This window comes from Synechococcus sp. CS-197 (assembly GCF_025128215.1).
GTDB lineage: Bacteria > Cyanobacteriota > Cyanobacteriia > PCC-6307 > Cyanobiaceae > Synechococcus_C.
The window spans coordinates 237975-256490 of record NZ_JAHLZC010000021.1 but is presented as its reverse complement, the minus strand read 5'-3'; the positions used below and the strand labels follow the sequence as shown (position 1 = coordinate 256490).

Genomic DNA, 18516 nt, shown 5'->3' with positions numbered 1-18516 from the left:
TTTGTTAACCCAAACATGTTTTTTCTGTTCATAATGGAGTTGATGATATTTGCGCAATGGGATTAAGTCGTTCTTTTTTCCTGGCTTCACTCGCGTTGATTGCACCCTTTATCTCAACTGCATCAGCAGCGAGTCTTTCAATTGCGGGTTCCAGTACGGTTTATCCCGTTACTTCACTGGCGATCAAAAAATTCAACGAAACGGGGCAGGGTCAGAACGTCAAGATATCACTCCGATCGACTGGATCGTCTGCAGGATTCAGGGAGTTTTGTAGCAACAAAATCCCGTTGACGAATGCCTCGCGACCGATCAGTGCACAGGAAATCAAGCAATGCAAACAAAATGGGGTCAACTTTATTGAGTTACCCATAGCTTTTGATGCCATCACTGTTGTTGCTAATCAGTCCAACAATTGGCTTAATACCCTAACGCCATCAGAACTCTCACGCTTGTGGTCAAAGTCGTCCCAGGGAAAAGTGTCGACTTGGAATCAAGTCAATCTTGATTTTCCCGAACAACCCATCAAGTTGTGCGGTCCAGGTAAGGATTCGGGTACATTTGATATATTCAATAAGGCCATCAATCAATCCAAAACCAATTCAAGGACAGACTATAAGTCTAGCGAAGACGATAACGTCATTGTAAATTGTGTTGCTAAGAATGTGAATGCGCTTGGTTATTTTGGTTTTTCCTATTATCAAAATAATCGTTCACTCTTAAAAGCAATTCGTATCGTCAACCCAAAGGGAAATGCCATCCTTCCCTCCGTTACTGCAGTACAAAAAGAAATCTATCAGCCACTTTCTAGACCTCTCTTCCTCTATATCAACGACCTTTCTTTACGCAAGAAGACCCCTCTCAGAAACTTCATCACGTTTTACCTGCGTAACGTTGAACAGCTTGTCAAGCAGTCAAATTATATCCCTTTGCAGAGTGCAACCTATCGTCTTGTTGATTCCAAGCTTTACCGTCATATTCTCGGCTCATCATTTGGCGGCAATATTCCCGTTGGCATGACGATTGGACAGATCTTGCAAATGAGTTTTGATGTTCACAAAAAACCCCAATTTCGCTGAGTTTCTTTGCCTCTCAATGAATTAAGATTCAATCAGCAAGCAACGTTTGAAGTTGTTGGTTGAGATTCTTGCTGTGTATTGTTGCATCAATCGCCAAAGTGTCGATTTGTTGCTTCTGTAAAGGACTCTTCATCGCTCCAGTCCATTGATCAATTAGCAATTGTTCTGAAAGCTGATCACTGAGCTCGCAGCAAGTGAGTCCTGCGAGCTCAGCTGCAGCACTCACTTTTGGGTCATAACTTAGTGCACTCGTTGGCACACCACCAACAGCGGCTAAAATAAGGGCATGAAGCCTCATTGCAATCACCATCGTTGATTCACTGAAGAGCTTCTGAACTTGAGCAATTGAATTTGCGCAAACAACAGTTGATCGCCTCTCTAGTTCTTCGGGAACGAGTGCCTCTTCACAAAGATGCGTGAACAAATCGGCATCTTGCTGACCATGAAAAGCAAGCCAAACAACATTGAAATCGTGCTTCTCACTGAATTGAGCCAAAGCATTGACCAGCTGCTCCCAGCCCTTGTTGCTTAACAGTGGTGTTGGTCTCCAACACAAAATCAACGAATGTCCAGATTTCCAATCCGGTGCGGTGTGAGACCAAACGGGATCTGGACCGATCGCCATTGGAATATCCAACGACCAGTTCTCGGCTTGTTGCAATGAAGCCGGATCTCTCCAAGACGCTGAAGTGACCGTTTTCAGCGTTCGTGCAACGAGAAGCCTGCTGGTTCGTCGTTTCAAAGGCCCTAAACCTTGAGCCCATAAAAAAACAGGTTTCTGAAGAATCTTGGCTCGCCACATGAGCAGGACGTAATAAATCAAACTCCGCGTACTTGTTGAATCTTGCAGCAGGCTTCCACCACCAAGAATCACTGCATCAACGTGTCTCACCTCTTTCAGCACCGCGATCAGGGATCGCCTGTCAACAGTCTCAACACTTGGCGCCATTGAGTGCACAGCCCGCCGGTCTCTGGCGGTGATCACTGGGGTCCATCGACCTTGCAGCTGATTCAAGAGAACAGAGAGTAACGCGTCATCTCCCAGGTTGTGTTCTCCGTAGTATCCACAAATCAGGATCCTGGAACGAGCGCTGTTGCTGGAGTTCGCCACAGTGATCGATGCGCTGTAAGCCATTATCGAATGGCAGCGCCGTTACGGTGGTGTCACGAGGTCACCTGTCATGCATGAATTGTCGCTGGGAACCTGGTGGATCCACTGGGCCTCTGTTGTGGAGTGGCTCGCAGCCATCGTTCTGATTCAACGCCGTGCTCCGGGTCTCCGCTTCGCCGGTGTGAGCCTCTTCAGCCTTGCCATGGTCCCAGCCTTGATCAGTGCAATGGCAGCCTGCACCTGGCACCTCTACGACAATGCGGAATCGTTGCGCTGGTTGGTCACGCTTCAAGCCTTCACAACCTTGATCGGGAATGGTTGTCTTGCCTTCGTAGCAGCAAGCTGGCGGGGAACACCATCGGTTTCCACAGAATCCTCGATGAAGGAGCACTGATGGGCAGCATTGACCCGGCCCCCCTTTTTGCGCTTTCGCTGTTCCCCTATCTCTTCTTCTTGTTCAAGCTCGGCACCAACGGTTGGTTCAACCGACTCACGCGATTGGGCTTTCAACTCACACTCCTGTTCGTTGGCGTCACCATCGTTGCTGCAGTAGTGGCTCAAGTACGTTTCGATGCCGAACTTGTTGCCATCGACCCACTGCATGGCGGAGCTGAAGCTTTCCTCACACTCAGCAACGCGCTGATCGTTGCTGGTCTCCTCCGCATCGACGAACCAGGGCGATGAATATCTCTTACGAGACACGAGCGAAGTCACCTTGAACGCTGAAGATAAAGCGTCGCCTCCAACCAGCATGTTCCTGTCCCTTCTGGCCATCACCCCCGCATCCGTGTCTTGGACGCCCAAGGTTGCCCTGGTGATGATCATCTGCAATGTGATCGCCATTGCAATCGGCAAGGCCACGATCAAGTACCCCAATGAAGGCGCAAAAATGCCCAGCGCATCCTTCTTCGGTGGCATGAGTCACGGCGCCATGCTCGGTTGCACCAGTTTCGGTCACCTGCTCGGCATGGGCGCCATTCTCGGACTCTCAACCCGCGGCGTCTTTTGATGCAGCTAAAGGGTGAGCTCAGGACAGGGGATCGACCCTCCTGAGCTCACCTCAGCTCTCCAACACACTCACACTCGGCTGCTGCACCACTGAAGTGGCCGTTGTGAGCTTGGAACGCTGAAGGAAGCCCTGAATTGACTCTGCCATCTGAGCAGGGGTCAGTCCCAATTTCTCGAAGCTTTGTTGGGGCGTTGCGTGATCCACAAGAACGTCTGGGATACCCAATCGCAAAATTGAAGGCTTGATGTCTGCGTCCAGCAGCGACTCAGTCAGCGCAGACCCGAACCCTCCCGCCAAGGTCCCTTCCTCAATGGTGACAACCTTGCCGATTCGACGCGCGAGCGGATGCAACAACTCATCATCCAGTGGTCTGAGGAATCTGGCATTCACAACCGTGCTCTGGACACCACAGGACGCAAGCAGGTCTGCGGTCGCAAGCGCTTTTGAATTCATGGCCCCGTAGGCCACGATCAGGAGATCGTCACCGTCACGAAGCACTTCGCCACGACCGATCGGCAGGGGTTCCCAGCCCTCCTCCATCAGCGGAACACCCTCACCGGGTCCCCGAGGAATCCTGATGGCACAGGGTCCGGAATGCTGGAGGCTGCTGACCAGCATGCGTTGCAATTCGGCCTCATCTTTCGGGGCCATCACGGTGAAATTCGGAATCGCCCGCAGATAGCTGATGTCGTACTGACCTTGATGCGTGGGGCCGTCGGCACCGACGATTCCTGCACGATCAAGCACGAACGTGACAGGCAGATTCTGAATGCCCACATCGTGGATCATCTGATCAAACGCTCTCTGCAGAAAGGTGCTGTAGATCGCCACGACCGGCCGCAAGCCATCGCAAGCCATGCCAGCGGCCAGGGTGACCGCGTGCTGTTCAGCAATTCCCACGTCGACGTATTGATCTGGAAGCGCTTTTTGGAGCAGGTCCAAGCCAGTGCCCGTTGCCATCGCTGCAGTGATGCCAACCACTTTGGAGTTCTGCTCGCAGATTTTCACCAGTGTTTGCCCAAACACTTTGCTGTAGCTCGGTGGTTTGGGAGTTTTGCTGGGTCTGGCCTTGCCGGTTCCCAGATCAAAGGCTGACTGGGCGTGATAACCAACCTGATCAGCTTCCGCGTAGGGATAGCCCTTCCCTTTCTTGGTGATCACATGAACGAGAGCAGGTCCGCCGATGCGATGCGCTGCTTGGAAAGTACGGATCATTTCCCCCATGTCATGGCCATCAATGGGCCCCATGTAGGTGAAACCAAGTTCTTCGAACACAGCACCAACCTTCGGCACCGCGAGTCGGCGCATGCTTTCCTTCAGCCGATTGAGTTCTGGAGGCAAATCGCCGCCCATGAAAGGGAGATGGCGCATGCTTTCTTCAACACTTCCAGAGAGGAACTGCATCGGCGGACTGAGGCGCATCCGGTTGAGATGGCTTGACAACGCCCCGACAGGGGGAGATATCGACATGTCGTTGTCATTCAGCACCACCAGAAGTGGGGTGTTGGGCATGTGACCGGCATGGTTAATGGCCTCGAGGGCCATTCCACCGGTCAAAGCGCCATCACCGATCACAGCGACGCACTTGTAGTCCAAACCTTGGCGGTCACGGGCCATCGCCATCCCGAGTGCAGCGGAAATGGATGTGCTGGCGTGGCCTGCACCGAAATGGTCGAACTCACTCTCACAGCGCTTGAGATATCCCGCCACACCCCCTTGCTGGCGGAGTGAGTCGAAATCTGCATAACGGCCTGTGATCAATTTATGGGGATAGGCCTGGTGGCCCACATCCCAAACCACACGATCCTTGTCGAGATCCAGGGTTTGATAAAGCGCCAGGGTCAACTCGACAACGCCGAGGCCAGGGCCGAGGTGTCCTCCGCTGTTGGACACAACCTCGAGATGGCGTTCTCGGATCTGTTTGGCAACGTCTTGGAGCTCTGCCACGGAGAGTCCATGCAGCTCATTGGGATGGGCTAGGTCGCTCAGGTGCATGGGCCCGCTTCTGATTCAGGCAATCTACGGGCCCTCCTTACCGGCCGCGACAGCCACTCGGTTGTCACACTGGAACCATGGACGACTATCTCCAAAGAATTCTTCGTGCGCGGGTCTACGACGTCGCCCGTGAAACCCCCCTTGATGTAGCGAGCAATCTCAGTCGCCGTCTCGCCAACACCGTCCGTCTCAAACGGGAGGATCTGCAACCCGTTTTTTCGTTCAAGCTTCGCGGGGCGTACAACCGGATGGCCCAGCTGTCCCAGGAGGAGCTGAGCCGGGGTGTGATCGCCTCCAGTGCGGGGAACCATGCGCAGGGTGTCGCACTCAGTGCGTCCCATCTCCACTGCCGGGCAGTGATTGTGATGCCGGTCACCACACCAAGCGTGAAGGTTGAGGCCGTGAAGCAACTTGGCGGTGAAGTTGTTCTCCACGGAGAGACCTACGACGAGGCCTATGCCGAAGCCTGCCGTCGCAGCGAGAACGAACATCTCTGCTTCATCCACCCGTTCGATGACCCGGATGTCATCGCCGGTCAGGGAACCGTGGGCATGGAAATCCTGCGTCAGAGTCCCCGTCCGCCCGATGCCATCTACATCGCGATTGGTGGAGGTGGCCTGATCGGGGGCATTGCGGCCTACGTGAAAACCCTGTGGCCCGATGTGCAAATCATTGGCGTTGAACCCCACGACGCTGCCGCCATGACCCTCTCGCTGGAGGCCGGTGAACGCATTCGACTTCCGCAAGTCGGATTGTTTGCTGATGGTGTGGCCGTGCGCGAGGTCGGTGAGCACACCTTCCGCCTGGTGCAGCGTTACGTGGATTCCATCGTCACGGTCAGCACCGACGAGATCTGTGCAGCGATCAAGGATGTCTTCGAAGACACCCGGTCGATTCTCGAGCCGGCTGGGGCTTTGGCAGTGGCAGGTTTGAAAGCGGATGTGGCTCGACGCGGCCTGAAAGACCAGCACCTGGTGGCTGTCGCTTGCGGAGCCAACATGAATTTTGACCGGTTGCGCTTCGTTGCCGAACGGGCTGAATTGGGCGAGGAGCGGGAAGCCATGCTGGCTGTGGAGATTCCCGAACAACCGGGAAGCCTGAGACGACTCTGCGAACTACTTCACAAACGAAGCCTCACTGAATTCAGCTACCGCATGGGTGCCGGCGAGACCGCCCAGATCTTTATGGGCATCCAGGTGGCTGACCTCCAGGACCGCTCGGATCTGCTCGCTTACCTGCGCAGTCATGGCTATGAGTGCCTCGATCTCAGTGATGACGAACTGGCGAAAGTTCACCTTCGCCACATGGTGGGAGGGCGGCTGCCCATGCGCGTTGATCCAGCCAACCAGCAACCCCAGGAATTGCTCTATCGCTTCGAGTTCCCAGAACGCCCGGGAGCGCTCATGCGCTTTGTCAGCGCCTTGCATGCGGACTGGTCCATCAGCATTTTTCACTACCGAAACCATGGGGCGGACGTGGGTCGCATTGTGGTGGGGGTCCTGGTGAAACCCGATGAGCTCCAGGACTGGCAGGTGGTGCTCAGAGAACTTGGCTATGCGAGCTGGGAGGAAACGTCGAATCCGGCTTATCGCCTCTTTCTGGGGGCCTGATGGCCCTTTGGGGTGGGGACGTTACCTTGAACTGTCGGGTTGAGAGGTGGGGATTTGAGTGACGACACGTTGGCCGCGGTGAGGACACGTGAGCATCCCCTGGAGCCGGCCCTATCCCTACCAGCGCGTTTGGAGGCGATTCTCTACTTAAAGGGTCGTCCCCTCTCGCTCGAGGAGCTGGCCGCACTCTCTGGCGTCTCAGCGTCCGAAGCGGAACAGGGTTTATTGGTGTTGATTGCCGGGTACGCCCAGCGAGACACGGCCCTGGAAATCAACCACGCCAACGGCCGTTACGGTCTCCAGCTCCGACCAGGGTTGGGAGATCTGGTGAGGGATCTCCTTCCCGTCGATCTCTCAACAGCGGCCCTGAGAACGTTGGCCACGATCGCCTTGAAAAAGCGCATCCTGCAGTCGGATCTGGTGGATTTGCGCGGCTCTGGGGCCTACGACCACATCAAAGAACTGATCAGTCAAAATTTCATTGAACGCAAGCGCCAGAGTGATGGTCGCTCGTACTGGATCACGTTGACAGAAAAGTTTCATCGAACCTTTTCCGTGCTCCCTGAAATCGGTGGCACCGAACCGCCCCAGGCTGCATAGAGTTCGTTCAGTCATCCCGCTTCCATGGCTTTCGAGTTGGTCTCCACCACGCTCCAAGTGCTGGCGCAGACCCTGCAGATCTATTCGCTCGTTTTGATTGTGCGCGTGCTGCTGAGCTGGTTCCCCAACATCGATTGGAGCAACCCGGTGCTGAGCACCGTGAGTTCCATCACTGATCCTTACCTCAACGCGTTTCGAGGCCTGATTCCCCCACTCGGTGGGCTCGACCTCTCAGCGATTCTTGCGTTCTTCGCTCTCAGCCTCATGCAGCGCCTGCTGATCTCCGCGAGCTTTTCCTTCGCAGGTGGTTTTGGCAGCTTCGGCTGACCTTCAGCGATGGTCGCCTTCGCCGTGCAACGTGCCTCGTGTCGAACGGCTCTTGAGCTTTTCGAGGTTCATCCTGCCCACGTCGTCGAGGGTCAGTCCCAGTTCAGCGGAGAGCTGGGCGACGTACCAGAGAACGTCGCCCAGTTCGAGAGCAAGGTCTTGCTTGAAGCGTTCATCAACCACCCCGTTCCGATCCCGGATCAGTTTCTTCACCTTCTCAGCCACCTCTCCAGCTTCTCCGGCAAGTCCCAGCGTTGGATAAATCAGATTGCTTCCAAGATCGGGGTAGCGGGCCGTTGTTCTGGAGTCCCGCTGGTAATCATTGAGCTGCACGGTGGAGAGGCGCCAACGGGCTTGACGGTAGATTCCGCAGGTTGATGGCGGCAAACATGGCGGTGCTCGATCTGAACCGTAGAACCAAGATCGTTGCAACGATCGGCCCAGCCACCGAGAGTCCTGAGCGAATCCGTGAGCTGATTCAGGCCGGTGCCACCACCTTCCGTTTGAATTTTTCCCACGGGGATCACAGCGAGCATGCCGCTCGGATGGCGACAATCCGCCAGGTGGCGCATGAGCTGGGCGTTCATATCGGCATCCTCCAGGACCTTCAGGGACCCAAGATCAGGCTCGGCCGTTTTGAGGAAGGTCCGATCACCGTTGGCAAAGGTGATCACTTCTCGCTCACCTCAAAACAGGTGCGCTGCAACCAAACGGTTGCCACGGTCACCTACGACAAGCTTGCTGATGAGGTCACCGCAGGCAGTCGCATACTTCTCGACGATGGCCGCGTCGAAATGCGTGTGGACAGGGTCGATCTGGCGGATCAGACCCTTCATTGCGTCGTCACCGTTGGCGGTGTTCTCTCCAATAACAAAGGGGTGAATTTCCCTGATGTGCAACTTTCTGTGCGTGCACTAACCCAGAAAGACCGCCAGGATCTCGCCTTCGGACTTCAGCAGGGTGTCGACTGGGTCGCCCTCAGTTTCGTGCGCAATCCCTCGGACATGCAGGAGATCCGGGAACTCATTCGCAAACATGGCTTCACCACTCCTGTGGTGGCGAAGATCGAGAAATTTGAAGCGATCGACCAGATCGACGCGATCTTGCCGCTCTGCGACGGGGTCATGGTGGCCCGCGGAGATCTCGGCGTTGAAATGCCTGCTGAAGAAGTTCCCCTGCTGCAGAAGGATCTCATTCACAAAGCCAACAGCCTGGGCATCCCGATCATCACGGCAACCCAGATGCTCGACTCAATGGCTTCAAGCCCCAGACCCACCCGAGCAGAGGTGAGTGACGTGGCCAACGCAATCCTGGATGGAACCGACGCGGTCATGCTTTCCAATGAAACCGCCGTTGGAGATTTCCCCGTTGAAGCGGTCGAAACCATGGCCACGATTGCGCGGCGGATTGAACGGGACTACCCCCAGCGTCCCATTGACACCCACCTGCCCAGCACCATCCCCAACGCCATCAGTGGAGCGGTGAGCAGTATTGCTCGACAACTCAACGCAGCAGCCATTCTTCCCCTCACCAAGAGTGGTGCCACAGCCCACAACGTGAGCAAGTTCAGGCCCTCCACGCCGATTCTGGCGATCACTTCAGAAGTTTCGGTGGCACGCAAACTGCAGCTGGTGTGGGGAGTCACCCCCTTGCTGATTGAAACGCAGAAGAGCACAACAGCCACCTTCACCCTTGCGATGGGAGTCGCCCAGGAGATGGGCGTTCTCAAAGATGGTGATCTCTGCGTTCAGACGGCAGGAACCCTCGCAGGGGTGAGCGGCTCCACCGATCTGATCAAAGTGGGCATTGTGAGCGCTGTGCTGGGACGGGGAACTGGAATCGGCAACGGTTCGATCAGTGGAAAGGTGCGCATCGCCCTCAACGCCAGTGACTGTGCTCGTCTGGAACCCGGCGAAATCCTTGTAGCCAGCGACACCAACGCTGACTACCTTGACGCCTTCCGTGAAGCTGCAGCAATCATCACCGAATGCGGTGGCGATGATTCGCATGCAGCAGTCATTGCCCGCCGGCTCGGTTTGTCAGTGATCACCGGTGTCGCCAATGCCACCAGGGATTTACGGGAAGGTGAGGTGGTCACCCTCCACATCAAGGAAGGCGCAGTTCACCGTGGCACCGGCAGCAACACGCTGATGAAACTCGACACGATGCTCTAAGCACGACCGAACCCATGGCGAGCAACCTGCCCATCGCCGAAACCGTCGGCATGGCTCTCACCACACTGAGAGCCAATCGACTGAGAAGCCTTCTCACCATGCTGGGGATCGTGATCGGCAATGCCTCCGTGATCACCCTTGTTGGCGTGGGCCGGGGCGCACAAAATCTCGCGGAAAGTCAACTCAGCACCCTCGGCGCCAATGTGCTGTTCGTGGTGCCCGGAAGCAACGACACCCGCAGGCAAGGCGTGGCGTTTCCAAAGACACTCGTTTTGGAAGACGCTGAAGCAATTGCGGAGCAGGTGCCGAGCGTGAAGCGGGTGGCACCACAGATCAATGCCAATGAGGTTGTGCAGTCGGGCGCAAGAAGCAGCACCGCAGCGATCTTTGGAATCACACCTGAATTTCTCCCTGTGAGAAGTTTCGAGATCTCCAGGGGGCGGTTCATCACCGAACAAGATGTCAAAGCCGCGCGCACTGTTGTGGTGATTGGCCCTGATTTGCGAGACAAACTGTTCCCCAGCGGTAGTGCCATTGGCCAAAACCTGCGGATCCGTGATCAAAGTTTCACGGTCATCGGTGTGATGGCGCCCAAGGGAGCCGTGTTCGGCTCCAACCAGGATGAAAATGCTTACATCCCACTCACCACCATGGTGAGCCGACTCACGGGACGCGATCCCACCTATGGCGTCAGTCTGAGTTTCATCAGTGCTGAAGCGCTCTCGGAACAAAGCACCGGGGCTGCGAAATTTCAAATCTCCAATCTTCTTCGGCAACGGCACAAGATCCTGCGCAACGACGATTTCGCAGTGCGTTCCCAGCAGGACGCCCTCACCATCGTTGGCACAATCACCGGTGGACTCACACTGATGTTGGGAGCGATCGGAGGCGTTTCGCTGCTGGTGGGTGGTATCGGGATCATGAACATCATGTTGGTGTCGGTCAGCGAGCGCACCGAGGAAATCGGTCTGCGCAAGGCCCTTGGCGCAAGAAGTTCCGATGTTCTGCGTCAGTTTCTTGTTGAGTCCCTCGTTCTGGCCAGCCTTGGCGGAGTGATCGGCACCGCAGCTGGTTACGGAGCCATCGCCTTGGTCTCCGCGTTCACTCCCCTGCCAGCAGCGATTGGAGTCTCCACAGTTCTGGTCACCGTGGGCTTATCAGGCTCCATTGGCCTGTTTTTCGGAGTTGTCCCGGCTCGACGAGCAGCTCAACTTGATCCGATCACGGCATTGCGCAGTCTTTAAAACGCTCTGCGTCTGCAGTTCAACACCTACAGCTCTTACGATCACCCAATCAAGACGAGATCCATGAACCAACGCTGGCGCCAGATCCTTCTTTGGGGTCTCCCGATCACGATTGCTCTGGTGCTGGCCTGGCAGGTGCTGGGGAGCGGTGGATTGAACGGTCTCAAGCCTGGTGGACCCACCGTGGCACCGCGAAACACTGCGGTTGCCCGCATGAGCTACGGACGCTTCCTCGATTACGTCCAAGCAGGGCGGGTCACCTCTGTCGATATCTATGACGGAGGACGGGACGCCGTCGTGGAAGCCGTCGACCCCGACCTCGACAACCGCGTGCAACGTCTGAGAGTTGATCTTCCTGGGCTTGCCCCCGAGCTGATCAACACCCTGAAGGCGGAGGGAATCAGCTTCGACATCCACCCTCCAAAAACAGCACCACCGGCCCTGGGTCTGCTCGGGAACCTGTTGTTCCCTCTGCTCCTGATCGGTTCCTTGATTTTCCTGGCGCGGCGTTCCAACAACATGCCTGGGGGACCGGGTCAAGCCATGCAATTCGGCAAGACGAAGGCCCGGTTTGCGATGGAGGCCGAAACCGGCGTGATGTTTGACGACGTTGCCGGCGTGAACGAGGCCAAGCAAGACCTTCAAGAAGTTGTCACCTTCCTGAAGCAACCCGAAAAATTCACCTCAGTTGGTGCACAGATCCCCAAAGGTGTTCTCCTGGTGGGCCCTCCGGGTACGGGCAAGACCCTGCTTGCCAAAGCAATTGCTGGTGAAGCTGGTGTTCCCTTTTTCTCCCTCTCCGGTTCGGAGTTCGTGGAGATGTTTGTTGGCGTTGGTGCAAGCCGCGTTCGCGATCTCTTCAAGCGTGCCAAAGAGAACAGCCCTTGCCTGATCTTTATCGATGAAATTGATGCTGTTGGCCGTCAACGAGGCGCTGGAATTGGTGGTGGCAACGACGAACGTGAGCAAACCCTGAACCAGTTGCTCACAGAAATGGACGGCTTTGAAGGCAATAGCGGGATCATCATCATTGCCGCAACCAATCGTCCCGACGTTCTCGACTCTGCACTGATGCGTCCCGGTCGCTTCGATCGCCAGGTCACTGTTGACGCTCCGGACATCAAAGGCCGTCTATCCATTCTGGAGGTGCATTCCAGAAATAAAAAACTCGATCCCGAGCTTTCACTCGACAGCATCGCCAGACGCACCCCCGGATTCACCGGAGCAGACCTGGCCAATCTTCTCAACGAAGCAGCAATCCTCACCGCCCGCCGTCGTAAGGAAACGATCAGCCTCTCGGAGATCGACGATGCCGTCGACAGAATCATCGCTGGCATGGAAGGTCAACCGCTCACCGACGGTCGGAGCAAGCGATTGATCGCCTATCACGAAGTTGGGCATGCCCTTGTGGGCACTCTGGTGAAAGACCACGACCCTGTTCAGAAAGTCACCCTGATTCCAAGGGGCCAGGCGCAGGGTTTGACCTGGTTCTCGCCGGATGAAGAGCAGATGCTGGTCTCACGTTCACAGCTGAAGGCGCGCATTATGGGAGCCCTTGGTGGGCGCGCCGCCGAAGACGTGGTGTTCGGACGCTCTGAAGTCACCACCGGAGCGGGTGGAGACATTCAACAGGTCGCTTCGATGGCCCGTCAGATGGTGACCCGCTTCGGCATGAGCAACCTTGGCCCCATGTCTCTGGAAGGTGGCAGTCAGGAAGTGTTCCTTGGACGCGACCTGATGACTCGCAGTGATGTTTCGGAAGCGATTTCAAAGCAAGTTGACGATCAGGTGCGCAACATTGTGATGCAGTGCTATCAGGAAACACTGGAGCTTGTTGGCGCCCAAAGAGAGCTCATGGACGATCTCGTTGAGCTACTGATCGAGAAAGAAACGCTCGACGGAGATGAATTCAGAGACATGGTTGCCAAAGTTACCAACATCCCCGAAAAAGAACGCTTCTCACCCGTTCTTAACTGAGATTTAATCTCCGGGTTCCATGATTGATTTTTTGGTTGGTCTATGGAGCCTGGAGAAGGAATTCATTCTCCACTTGAGAGTTTCAGCAGTTATCGGGGAGATGACTGGTCTCCGGAACGCTTAGCTTTCCATCAGAATCTTGAGCAATTCGCTGAACGCGTGGGCTTGATTGTTGGCCTACAAGCCAACGGAAAAATTGAACAGAGCGAGGCTTACGCTGAGATCAAATCACTTTGGAACGAATTACGAACCAGCAAAAAAGATCTGTCTATTTAACAACCAACCATAAAAATCCACTCAAGTCACCGACCCTGACCTGAGTGGAATTTTTGTTTCGCAGTCGATTAGACGGAGTGCACAGGACGTTTGTCGATCACACTATCGATCAGCCCATAATCCACAGCTTCATTGGGTGACATAAAGAAGTCACGGTCTGTGTCTTCCTGAATCTTCTCCAATGGCTGAGATGTGCGCTCCGACAGCTCTTGGTTCAGACGGTTCTTGAGGAACAGAATTTCATCGGCCTGAATTCTGATGTCGCTCGCCTGGCCACGGGCACCGCCCAAGGGCTGGTGAATCATGATCCGAGAATGACGGAGGCTGCTTCTTTTTCCTTTCGCTCCTGCGCAAAGCAGGAACGCTCCCATGCTTGCCGCAAGACCAACACAGACGGTCTGCACATCGGGTTTGATGTGCTGCATCGTGTCGAAAATACCCAGTCCGTCGTAAACGGATCCACCAGGTGAATTGATGTACAAGAAGATATCTTTTTCCGGATCTTCTGCCTCCAAAAAAAGCAGCTGGGCAACGATACGGTTGGCTGATTCACTCGTGACAGCCTCTCCCAAGAAAATGATGCGCTCCCGCAGCAAACGGGAATAGATGTCAAAGGCTCTTTCCCCGCGCCCGGATTCCTCGATCACGATGGGGATCATGCTGCTCCTGCACACTCCATTAATCCTAACGGCGGCGTCGGCAGCGCTATGGTCATGCCTTGAATCAGCTGCAGAGAACCTTGACAGGGCTTCGGACGATCGCAGACAGCAAAAGGGCATTTCACGCAGCGTTTCCCTACGTGATTCCGTCGCTCTACCGACGCACTGCCGATGAGTTGCTTGTGGAACTGCATCTGCTCAGTCACCAGACGCAGTTCAAGACCAATGCACTCTTTGCTGTTGGCCTGCGGCAGGTGTTCACGGCTTTTACCAAGGGATACCGACCTGCTGATCACCTCCCCCAGCTGTTCGATGCCCTTTGCAGTTGCAATGGCTTCAACGCCGAAGAGCTGAAATCCCTCGCCGAAGGCTCGGAGCAAGCTGTGTCCGGTCACAGCGTCGACGAGGTTCAGACTTGGCTGCAAGCGAAAGGGGATGGAGCTCCCGGCCCCCTTGCCACCGGTCTTGCCGACATCGCTGGCGAGCAATTCCATTATTCGAGACTGATGGCTGTCGGTCTGTTTTCGCTCTTGTCCTCTGCCCAGGGCGATTCGCAGGATCCCGAGGAGCTCTGCAAGACAGCTCACACCATCGGTGAGCAGATAGGACTGTCGAGGCCTCGTCTGGAGAAGGATCTCAGCCTGTACAGAAACAACCTTGAAAAAATGGCCCAAGCGGTCGAATTGATGGAAGAGACCCTCGCGTCCGAGCGCCGCAAGCGGGAACGCCAGGCCTCTGAAAACAAGCAGCCTCAAGATTGAGGCAATGTCAGTTGACCCACCAACCGCCAAAGCCCTTTGGCCGGTTGGCGGGTCTCTAAGGGTTTGACCTCAAAGGTCAGCGTTGATGCCTTGGTCATCGGCTTGGGCCAACGTCCACTGAGGAGATCCATGCCGGCCAGCGTCAGTGGATCAGCTTGAACAACCAGGGACGCCGCATCGGGCACTGCGAGATTGCGGATGAACGGCGTTCCTTCCGGTTCAATGCCAAAGCCCACGCTCAGCAGCCGTTGGTCGTTGTCTCCAAGCCAACGCCAGCCACCAACGATGGTGGCTTGGGGATCATCGGTTTTGGACCACAGCTGCTCTCCCTGAGGCGCCGAATCATCGGCTCGTTGCAGTGGAGAGAATCCACGACGTTTCAGCTTCTCACTGACGGCAGTGAGCACCTTGAACCACGAAGCCTGGTCCTTGGGAACAGGAATCTGTAGTTGCAGCCCTGCCCGATACAGGCCTGTAGGCCGGGCAACGAGTCGTAGCGAAAAGGGTGATGCACTGATCCGAGATCGCAACGCCTCGTTAATGCCGTAGTTCTGTTCCAAAGGAACCTGAATGATCTGCCGACTCATCAGGGTTCCAAAAATCAACTGCAACGCAGACCCGTCGACACGCAGCAAGGTTGAAGGCTCAGCGGCCACTGCCTCATCGTTGTCGCTGGGCCAGCGAACCAATGGCGCTTTCGCCGCGCTGGTGCGCAGTGGGCGTTGTGCAATCACACCACTCCACTGCAAAGCCCGTCCCTGAAGGCGCAGTTGCATGCATCCCTCCCGTCCTTGCTGCAGCAAGGGGGCGAGAGCACCGCTCAAGGAGGCCAAGGCATCAGCGGTCCAGTACACACTGGGTCGTTTCGACAGAGAGTCGAGACAAGACTGAAACAGCCCACCTTCACGCAAGGCTGGCGTTTGAGGCGTCACCGCCTTGATGCGCTGCGTCAGCTGCTCACGGTGCAACTGATCGGTGCCAATCACCACCAGAGAGCCGTAGCGCTTGCCGATGGACCGCTGCGCTTGAGACGGGGCCAATGTTGCGGGGAGGAGCAAATAGGCTTCTCCGTCCAATGACCAGGCTTGCCACCAGAGCATGCCTCCCTGACGCTTCCAAAGATCACGCGCCGGTTTAACGCCAAGACGAGCGTTCCAAAGCGCGGGAACAGGTCGACGTGGATCCCCCTGAAAGCTCTGGATCAGGGTGAACCCTTCGGCCAACCGAGCGAGGGAACGCGCGGTTGCATCACGCTGAGAGAGTTTGCGACTCGCCGTCGACCCCAGGCCGAGGATCGACCCAAGGATGACCAGAGAAAGTCCGAGCGCAGTGGCAGGACAAGACTTGAGCCCTGAAGCAATGAACCGACGGTCGAATGAACTGAACTCAACTGCGACCACTGGGTGAACGCCGGCGACGACGGTCTCTCCACTCAATGGTAGACAGATAAATCACAGCTCCACTCACAAACACGAGCAGAGCTGTGGCCGTGACCGCCAAGCCTTGATTCAGCAACTGGGATTCAACTGTTGCGAGCACCTCAGAAATTCAGCGTGCCGTCACCGTTGCGCCCCCACACCACCATGGCGATCGAAAAGCTGAACACAGCTGCAAGAGAAGCCCAGGCAAGGGTGAACAGCATGTCTTAAACGTGGTTGGGGGAATTTTACCTAAGGTATTGGCCGGTTTAGGCCAGTTGTTCACGAGCTCTCATGACTTCGTCATCACCGGGCGTTTCCACCGTTCTTGAAAGGGATCGGCAAGCGCAGCGCTATCCCCAAGCGCGTGTGATTGTTCTCAACGACGACTTCAACACCTTTGAGCATGTGGTGGAGAGTCTGTGCAGGATCATTCCTGGCATGAACACCGAAAAAGCCTGGTCCTTGGCCCATCGCATCGATGGTGAGGGTGCAGCGGAGGTTTGGTGTGGTCCTCTCGAGCAAGCAGAGCTCTACCACCAGCAACTTGGAGCTGAAGGCCTAACGATGGCTCCAATTGAACGCTGTTAGTGAGCGTAGGGTTCACGGGCATGTGATCAACCCCCATGGGTTCGGCCAAGTTTGTCTTGCTCGCCATCCGCCTCGGTCTTTTTCAGGCCTGTTTGGGCGCGCTGTCGGTGCTCACCCTGGGGATCTTCAACAGGCTTCTGATTGAAGAATTCGCTGTTCCCGCCGCGCTAACGGCCCTCGCCCTCGGCTGCCAACAGCTCGTTGCCTTCACCCGGGTGTGGTTTGGTCAACGATCGGATCGCTGCCGCTGGAGAGGGCTGCGCCGAACCCCGTTCATCATCGGAGGAGCCGCTGCCTTCTGCGCACTCACCTGGATTGCCGGTCGGATGGTGCTTTGGATCGCTGCTGCATCCATGCTGGATGACACGTCAGCTGTGATCACACGAGGGTTGCTGCTGGCCGTCGTTTTTCTGCTGTACGGCATTGCGATTTCAGCGAGTTCAACGCCGTTTGCAGCCCTGTTGGTGGACGTGAGCACTGAGAAGCAACGTCCGGTGCTGGTTTCGATCGTTTGGTCGATGTTGATGGTGGGAATTGTCGTCGGCGCCATCCTTCTGAGTTCCTTTCTCGGCTCCTCCTGCGCAAGCTCGGAGCTCACGGACGTGATCGCTGGGGTAAAGCGCCTGATCGCCATTGCCCCCATGGTGATTTTCGCTCTCGTGCTGATCGCGATCGCGGGTGTCGAACCACGACTCACCAACAACAAGGTCGGACAAGCCCAGAGCAACGATCAGGAAATCTCTCTGGGGGCGTCCTGGACGATTCTGAGAGCCTCTCCACAGGTGGGATATTTCTTTGCGGTTTTATCGCTGTTCACCTTTTCTCTCTTCCTGCAAGAAGCCGTTCTCGAGCCCTATGGAGGAGCAATCTTCGCGATGGATGTGTGCGCCACCACCAGGTTGAATGCCATCTGGGGAGTCGGAACATTGCTTGGCATCGCCACAACAGGCTTTCTCTTTGTCCCCAGGCTTGGAGCCCAACGCACCGCCCTGTTGGGAGGTCTTCTATCGGCTGTTTTCGTGCTTCTGATCGTGGTCGCCGGTGGCATGAACTCCGAACCTCTGTTCAAGGGAGCACTCTTTCTCTTTGGTGCTGCAGCCGGGATCAGCACCAATGCAAGCCTCACCCTGATGCTGGGCCTCACCTCTCCATTGATGGCTGGCACCTTCATCGGTGTGTGGGGGCTGGCGCAGGCCTACGCCCGAGGACTCGCCACCATCGGAGGTGGTGCTCTCCTCAGCTTCTTTGGTCAATTCAGCGGATCTCAGAACAGTTTCAGTGCTTATGCAGGCGTCTTCATCGTGCAAGCCATCGGGTTACTCATCGCTGGCGTGATGCTCCTTCGCGTCGATACCAACCTGTTTCAACGCAAGGTTGAGCAGGCACTAACGTCCGTTCTCAGCAGCGAACTTGACTAACCAACGTCAGGCCGCCGGCTGTCGGCTCGTGCGGGTGAGCTTGAGCAGTTCTGTGGTTTTCAATTTCCGGTTCTGGGCAACCAGCACGTAGCGCATCACTTTCCCGGGACAAAAAGCCAGACCTCTGACTTCGTCACCATGCAGTTCCGCTGTTAGGACGCGAGCCTGGGGACCACAGCGGTCCTTGAGTGGAGCGGTCACTTCAAGACGCAGGCTGTCAACGGATCGAAGCATGGCTAGACAGCATCGTTGTCTTCTCTGTAGCCAGAT

The 18516-nt window shown here is 56.0% G+C and carries 22 protein-coding genes; 14 read left to right on the top strand and 8 right to left on the bottom strand.

Features of this window, described 5'->3' with window-relative positions:
* Positions 1 to 56: 56 nt before the first annotated feature.
* Positions 57 to 1076 carry a PstS family phosphate ABC transporter substrate-binding protein gene (locus tag KQ296_RS11810; RefSeq protein WP_011933135.1) on the top strand — a complete coding sequence of 340 codons (1020 nt, stop codon included), beginning with the start codon at positions 57 to 59 and terminating at the stop codon, positions 1074 to 1076.
* A 28-nt stretch (positions 1077 to 1104) separates the two neighbouring features.
* Here KQ296_RS11810 and csaB read toward each other — a convergent pair whose 3' ends face one another.
* Positions 1105 to 2211 carry a polysaccharide pyruvyl transferase CsaB gene (csaB, locus tag KQ296_RS11805; protein WP_011933134.1) on the bottom strand — a complete coding sequence of 369 codons (1107 nt, stop codon included), beginning with the start codon at positions 2209 to 2211 and terminating at the stop codon, positions 1105 to 1107.
* Positions 2212 to 2257: 46 nt separating this feature from the next.
* Here csaB and KQ296_RS11800 point away from each other — a divergent pair, with 46 nt between their 5' ends.
* The 3 genes from KQ296_RS11800 (at position 2258) to psaK (ending at position 3196) form a co-directional block, all read left to right on the top strand.
* The gene (locus KQ296_RS11800; protein ID WP_011933133.1) at positions 2258 to 2581 is read left to right on the top strand and encodes a DUF2499 domain-containing protein; all 324 of its coding nucleotides are present in this window, start codon (positions 2258 to 2260) and stop codon (positions 2579 to 2581) included.
* On the top strand, positions 2581 to 2871 hold the full coding sequence (locus KQ296_RS11795; RefSeq protein ID WP_011933132.1) for a DUF3593 domain-containing protein: 291 nt from the start codon (positions 2581 to 2583) through the stop codon (positions 2869 to 2871). The genes KQ296_RS11800 and KQ296_RS11795 overlap by 1 nt, the downstream gene beginning before the upstream one ends.
* A gap of 67 nt (positions 2872 to 2938) precedes the next feature.
* On the top strand, positions 2939 to 3196 hold the full coding sequence (gene psaK, locus KQ296_RS11790; protein ID WP_011933131.1) for a photosystem I reaction center subunit PsaK: 258 nt from the start codon (positions 2939 to 2941) through the stop codon (positions 3194 to 3196).
* A 51-nt stretch (positions 3197 to 3247) separates the two neighbouring features.
* Here psaK and dxs read toward each other — a convergent pair whose 3' ends face one another.
* Positions 3248 to 5191: a 1-deoxy-D-xylulose-5-phosphate synthase gene (gene dxs / locus KQ296_RS11785; protein WP_011933130.1), complete on the bottom strand. Its 1944-nt coding sequence runs from the start codon at positions 5189 to 5191 to the stop codon at positions 3248 to 3250.
* Between the two features lie 77 nt (positions 5192 to 5268).
* Here dxs and ilvA point away from each other — a divergent pair, with 77 nt between their 5' ends.
* The 3 genes from ilvA to KQ296_RS11770 are packed head-to-tail and all read left to right on the top strand — an operon-like array spanning position 5269 to position 7728.
* Complete coding sequence (gene ilvA / locus KQ296_RS11780) at positions 5269 to 6801, top strand: threonine ammonia-lyase, biosynthetic (protein WP_011933129.1); 1533 nt, start codon at positions 5269 to 5271, stop codon at positions 6799 to 6801.
* A gap of 54 nt (positions 6802 to 6855) precedes the next feature.
* Positions 6856 to 7401, top strand: coding sequence for an SMC-Scp complex subunit ScpB (scpB, locus tag KQ296_RS11775; RefSeq protein ID WP_011933128.1), 546 nt, complete (start codon positions 6856 to 6858; stop codon positions 7399 to 7401).
* Positions 7402 to 7425: 24 nt separating this feature from the next.
* Complete coding sequence (locus KQ296_RS11770) at positions 7426 to 7728, top strand: YggT family protein (RefSeq protein WP_011933127.1); 303 nt, start codon at positions 7426 to 7428, stop codon at positions 7726 to 7728.
* A 3-nt stretch (positions 7729 to 7731) separates the two neighbouring features.
* On the opposite strand, the gene KQ296_RS11765 is transcribed toward KQ296_RS11770, so the two are convergent.
* The gene (locus KQ296_RS11765) at positions 7732 to 8061 is read right to left on the bottom strand and encodes a nucleoside triphosphate pyrophosphohydrolase family protein (protein ID WP_011933126.1); all 330 of its coding nucleotides are present in this window, start codon (positions 8059 to 8061) and stop codon (positions 7732 to 7734) included.
* A 56-nt stretch (positions 8062 to 8117) separates the two neighbouring features.
* On the opposite strand from KQ296_RS11765, the gene pyk reads away from it, so the two are divergent.
* The 4 genes from pyk to KQ296_RS11745 all read left to right on the top strand — a co-directional run bounded on the left by pyk (position 8118) and on the right by KQ296_RS11745 (position 13399).
* Positions 8118 to 9902: a pyruvate kinase gene (gene pyk, locus KQ296_RS11760; RefSeq protein ID WP_011933125.1), complete on the top strand. Its 1785-nt coding sequence runs from the start codon at positions 8118 to 8120 to the stop codon at positions 9900 to 9902.
* A gap of 14 nt (positions 9903 to 9916) precedes the next feature.
* A complete protein-coding gene (locus KQ296_RS11755) occupies positions 9917 to 11146 on the top strand; it encodes an ABC transporter permease (protein WP_011933124.1) in 1230 nt (409 codons plus the stop codon).
* A gap of 63 nt (positions 11147 to 11209) precedes the next feature.
* Complete coding sequence (ftsH, locus tag KQ296_RS11750) at positions 11210 to 13123, top strand: ATP-dependent zinc metalloprotease FtsH (RefSeq protein ID WP_011933123.1); 1914 nt, start codon at positions 11210 to 11212, stop codon at positions 13121 to 13123.
* Positions 13124 to 13165: 42 nt separating this feature from the next.
* Positions 13166 to 13399 carry a hypothetical protein gene (locus KQ296_RS11745; protein ID WP_011933122.1) on the top strand — a complete coding sequence of 78 codons (234 nt, stop codon included), beginning with the start codon at positions 13166 to 13168 and terminating at the stop codon, positions 13397 to 13399.
* A gap of 68 nt (positions 13400 to 13467) precedes the next feature.
* Here KQ296_RS11745 and clpP read toward each other — a convergent pair whose 3' ends face one another.
* The gene (clpP, locus tag KQ296_RS11740) at positions 13468 to 14058 is read right to left on the bottom strand and encodes an ATP-dependent Clp endopeptidase proteolytic subunit ClpP (protein ID WP_011933121.1); all 591 of its coding nucleotides are present in this window, start codon (positions 14056 to 14058) and stop codon (positions 13468 to 13470) included.
* Between the two features lie 80 nt (positions 14059 to 14138).
* Between clpP and psb29 the strand changes: the two genes are divergently transcribed.
* The gene (psb29, locus tag KQ296_RS11735) at positions 14139 to 14819 is read left to right on the top strand and encodes a photosystem II biogenesis protein Psp29 (RefSeq protein ID WP_011933120.1); all 681 of its coding nucleotides are present in this window, start codon (positions 14139 to 14141) and stop codon (positions 14817 to 14819) included.
* Here psb29 and KQ296_RS11730 read toward each other — a convergent pair.
* The 3 genes from KQ296_RS11730 to petN form a co-directional block, all read right to left on the bottom strand.
* Entirely contained in the window at positions 14810 to 16042 is a 1233-nt protein-coding gene (locus KQ296_RS11730; RefSeq protein ID WP_259726504.1) for a hypothetical protein, read from the bottom strand. The two genes, psb29 and KQ296_RS11730, sit on opposite strands and share 10 nt — an antisense overlap.
* A gap of 163 nt (positions 16043 to 16205) precedes the next feature.
* Positions 16206 to 16358: a hypothetical protein gene (locus KQ296_RS11725; protein ID WP_186473183.1), complete on the bottom strand. Its 153-nt coding sequence runs from the start codon at positions 16356 to 16358 to the stop codon at positions 16206 to 16208.
* Between the two features lies 1 nt (position 16359).
* On the bottom strand, positions 16360 to 16461 hold the full coding sequence (gene petN / locus KQ296_RS11720) for a cytochrome b6-f complex subunit PetN (protein ID WP_006041398.1): 102 nt from the start codon (positions 16459 to 16461) through the stop codon (positions 16360 to 16362).
* A gap of 70 nt (positions 16462 to 16531) precedes the next feature.
* Between petN and clpS the strand changes: the two genes are divergently transcribed.
* Positions 16532 to 16828 (top strand): ATP-dependent Clp protease adapter ClpS, encoded by a 297-nt coding sequence (gene clpS / locus KQ296_RS11715; RefSeq protein WP_011933118.1) that lies wholly within the window; start codon positions 16532 to 16534, stop codon positions 16826 to 16828.
* 35 nt (positions 16829 to 16863) lie between these two features.
* Positions 16864 to 18246: a BCD family MFS transporter gene (locus tag KQ296_RS11710; RefSeq protein WP_011933117.1), complete on the top strand. Its 1383-nt coding sequence runs from the start codon at positions 16864 to 16866 to the stop codon at positions 18244 to 18246.
* Positions 18247 to 18252: 6 nt separating this feature from the next.
* On the opposite strand, the gene KQ296_RS11705 is transcribed toward KQ296_RS11710, so the two are convergent.
* Complete coding sequence (locus tag KQ296_RS11705) at positions 18253 to 18480, bottom strand: hypothetical protein (protein ID WP_011933116.1); 228 nt, start codon at positions 18478 to 18480, stop codon at positions 18253 to 18255.
* Between the last annotated feature and the right edge of the window lie 36 nt (positions 18481 to 18516).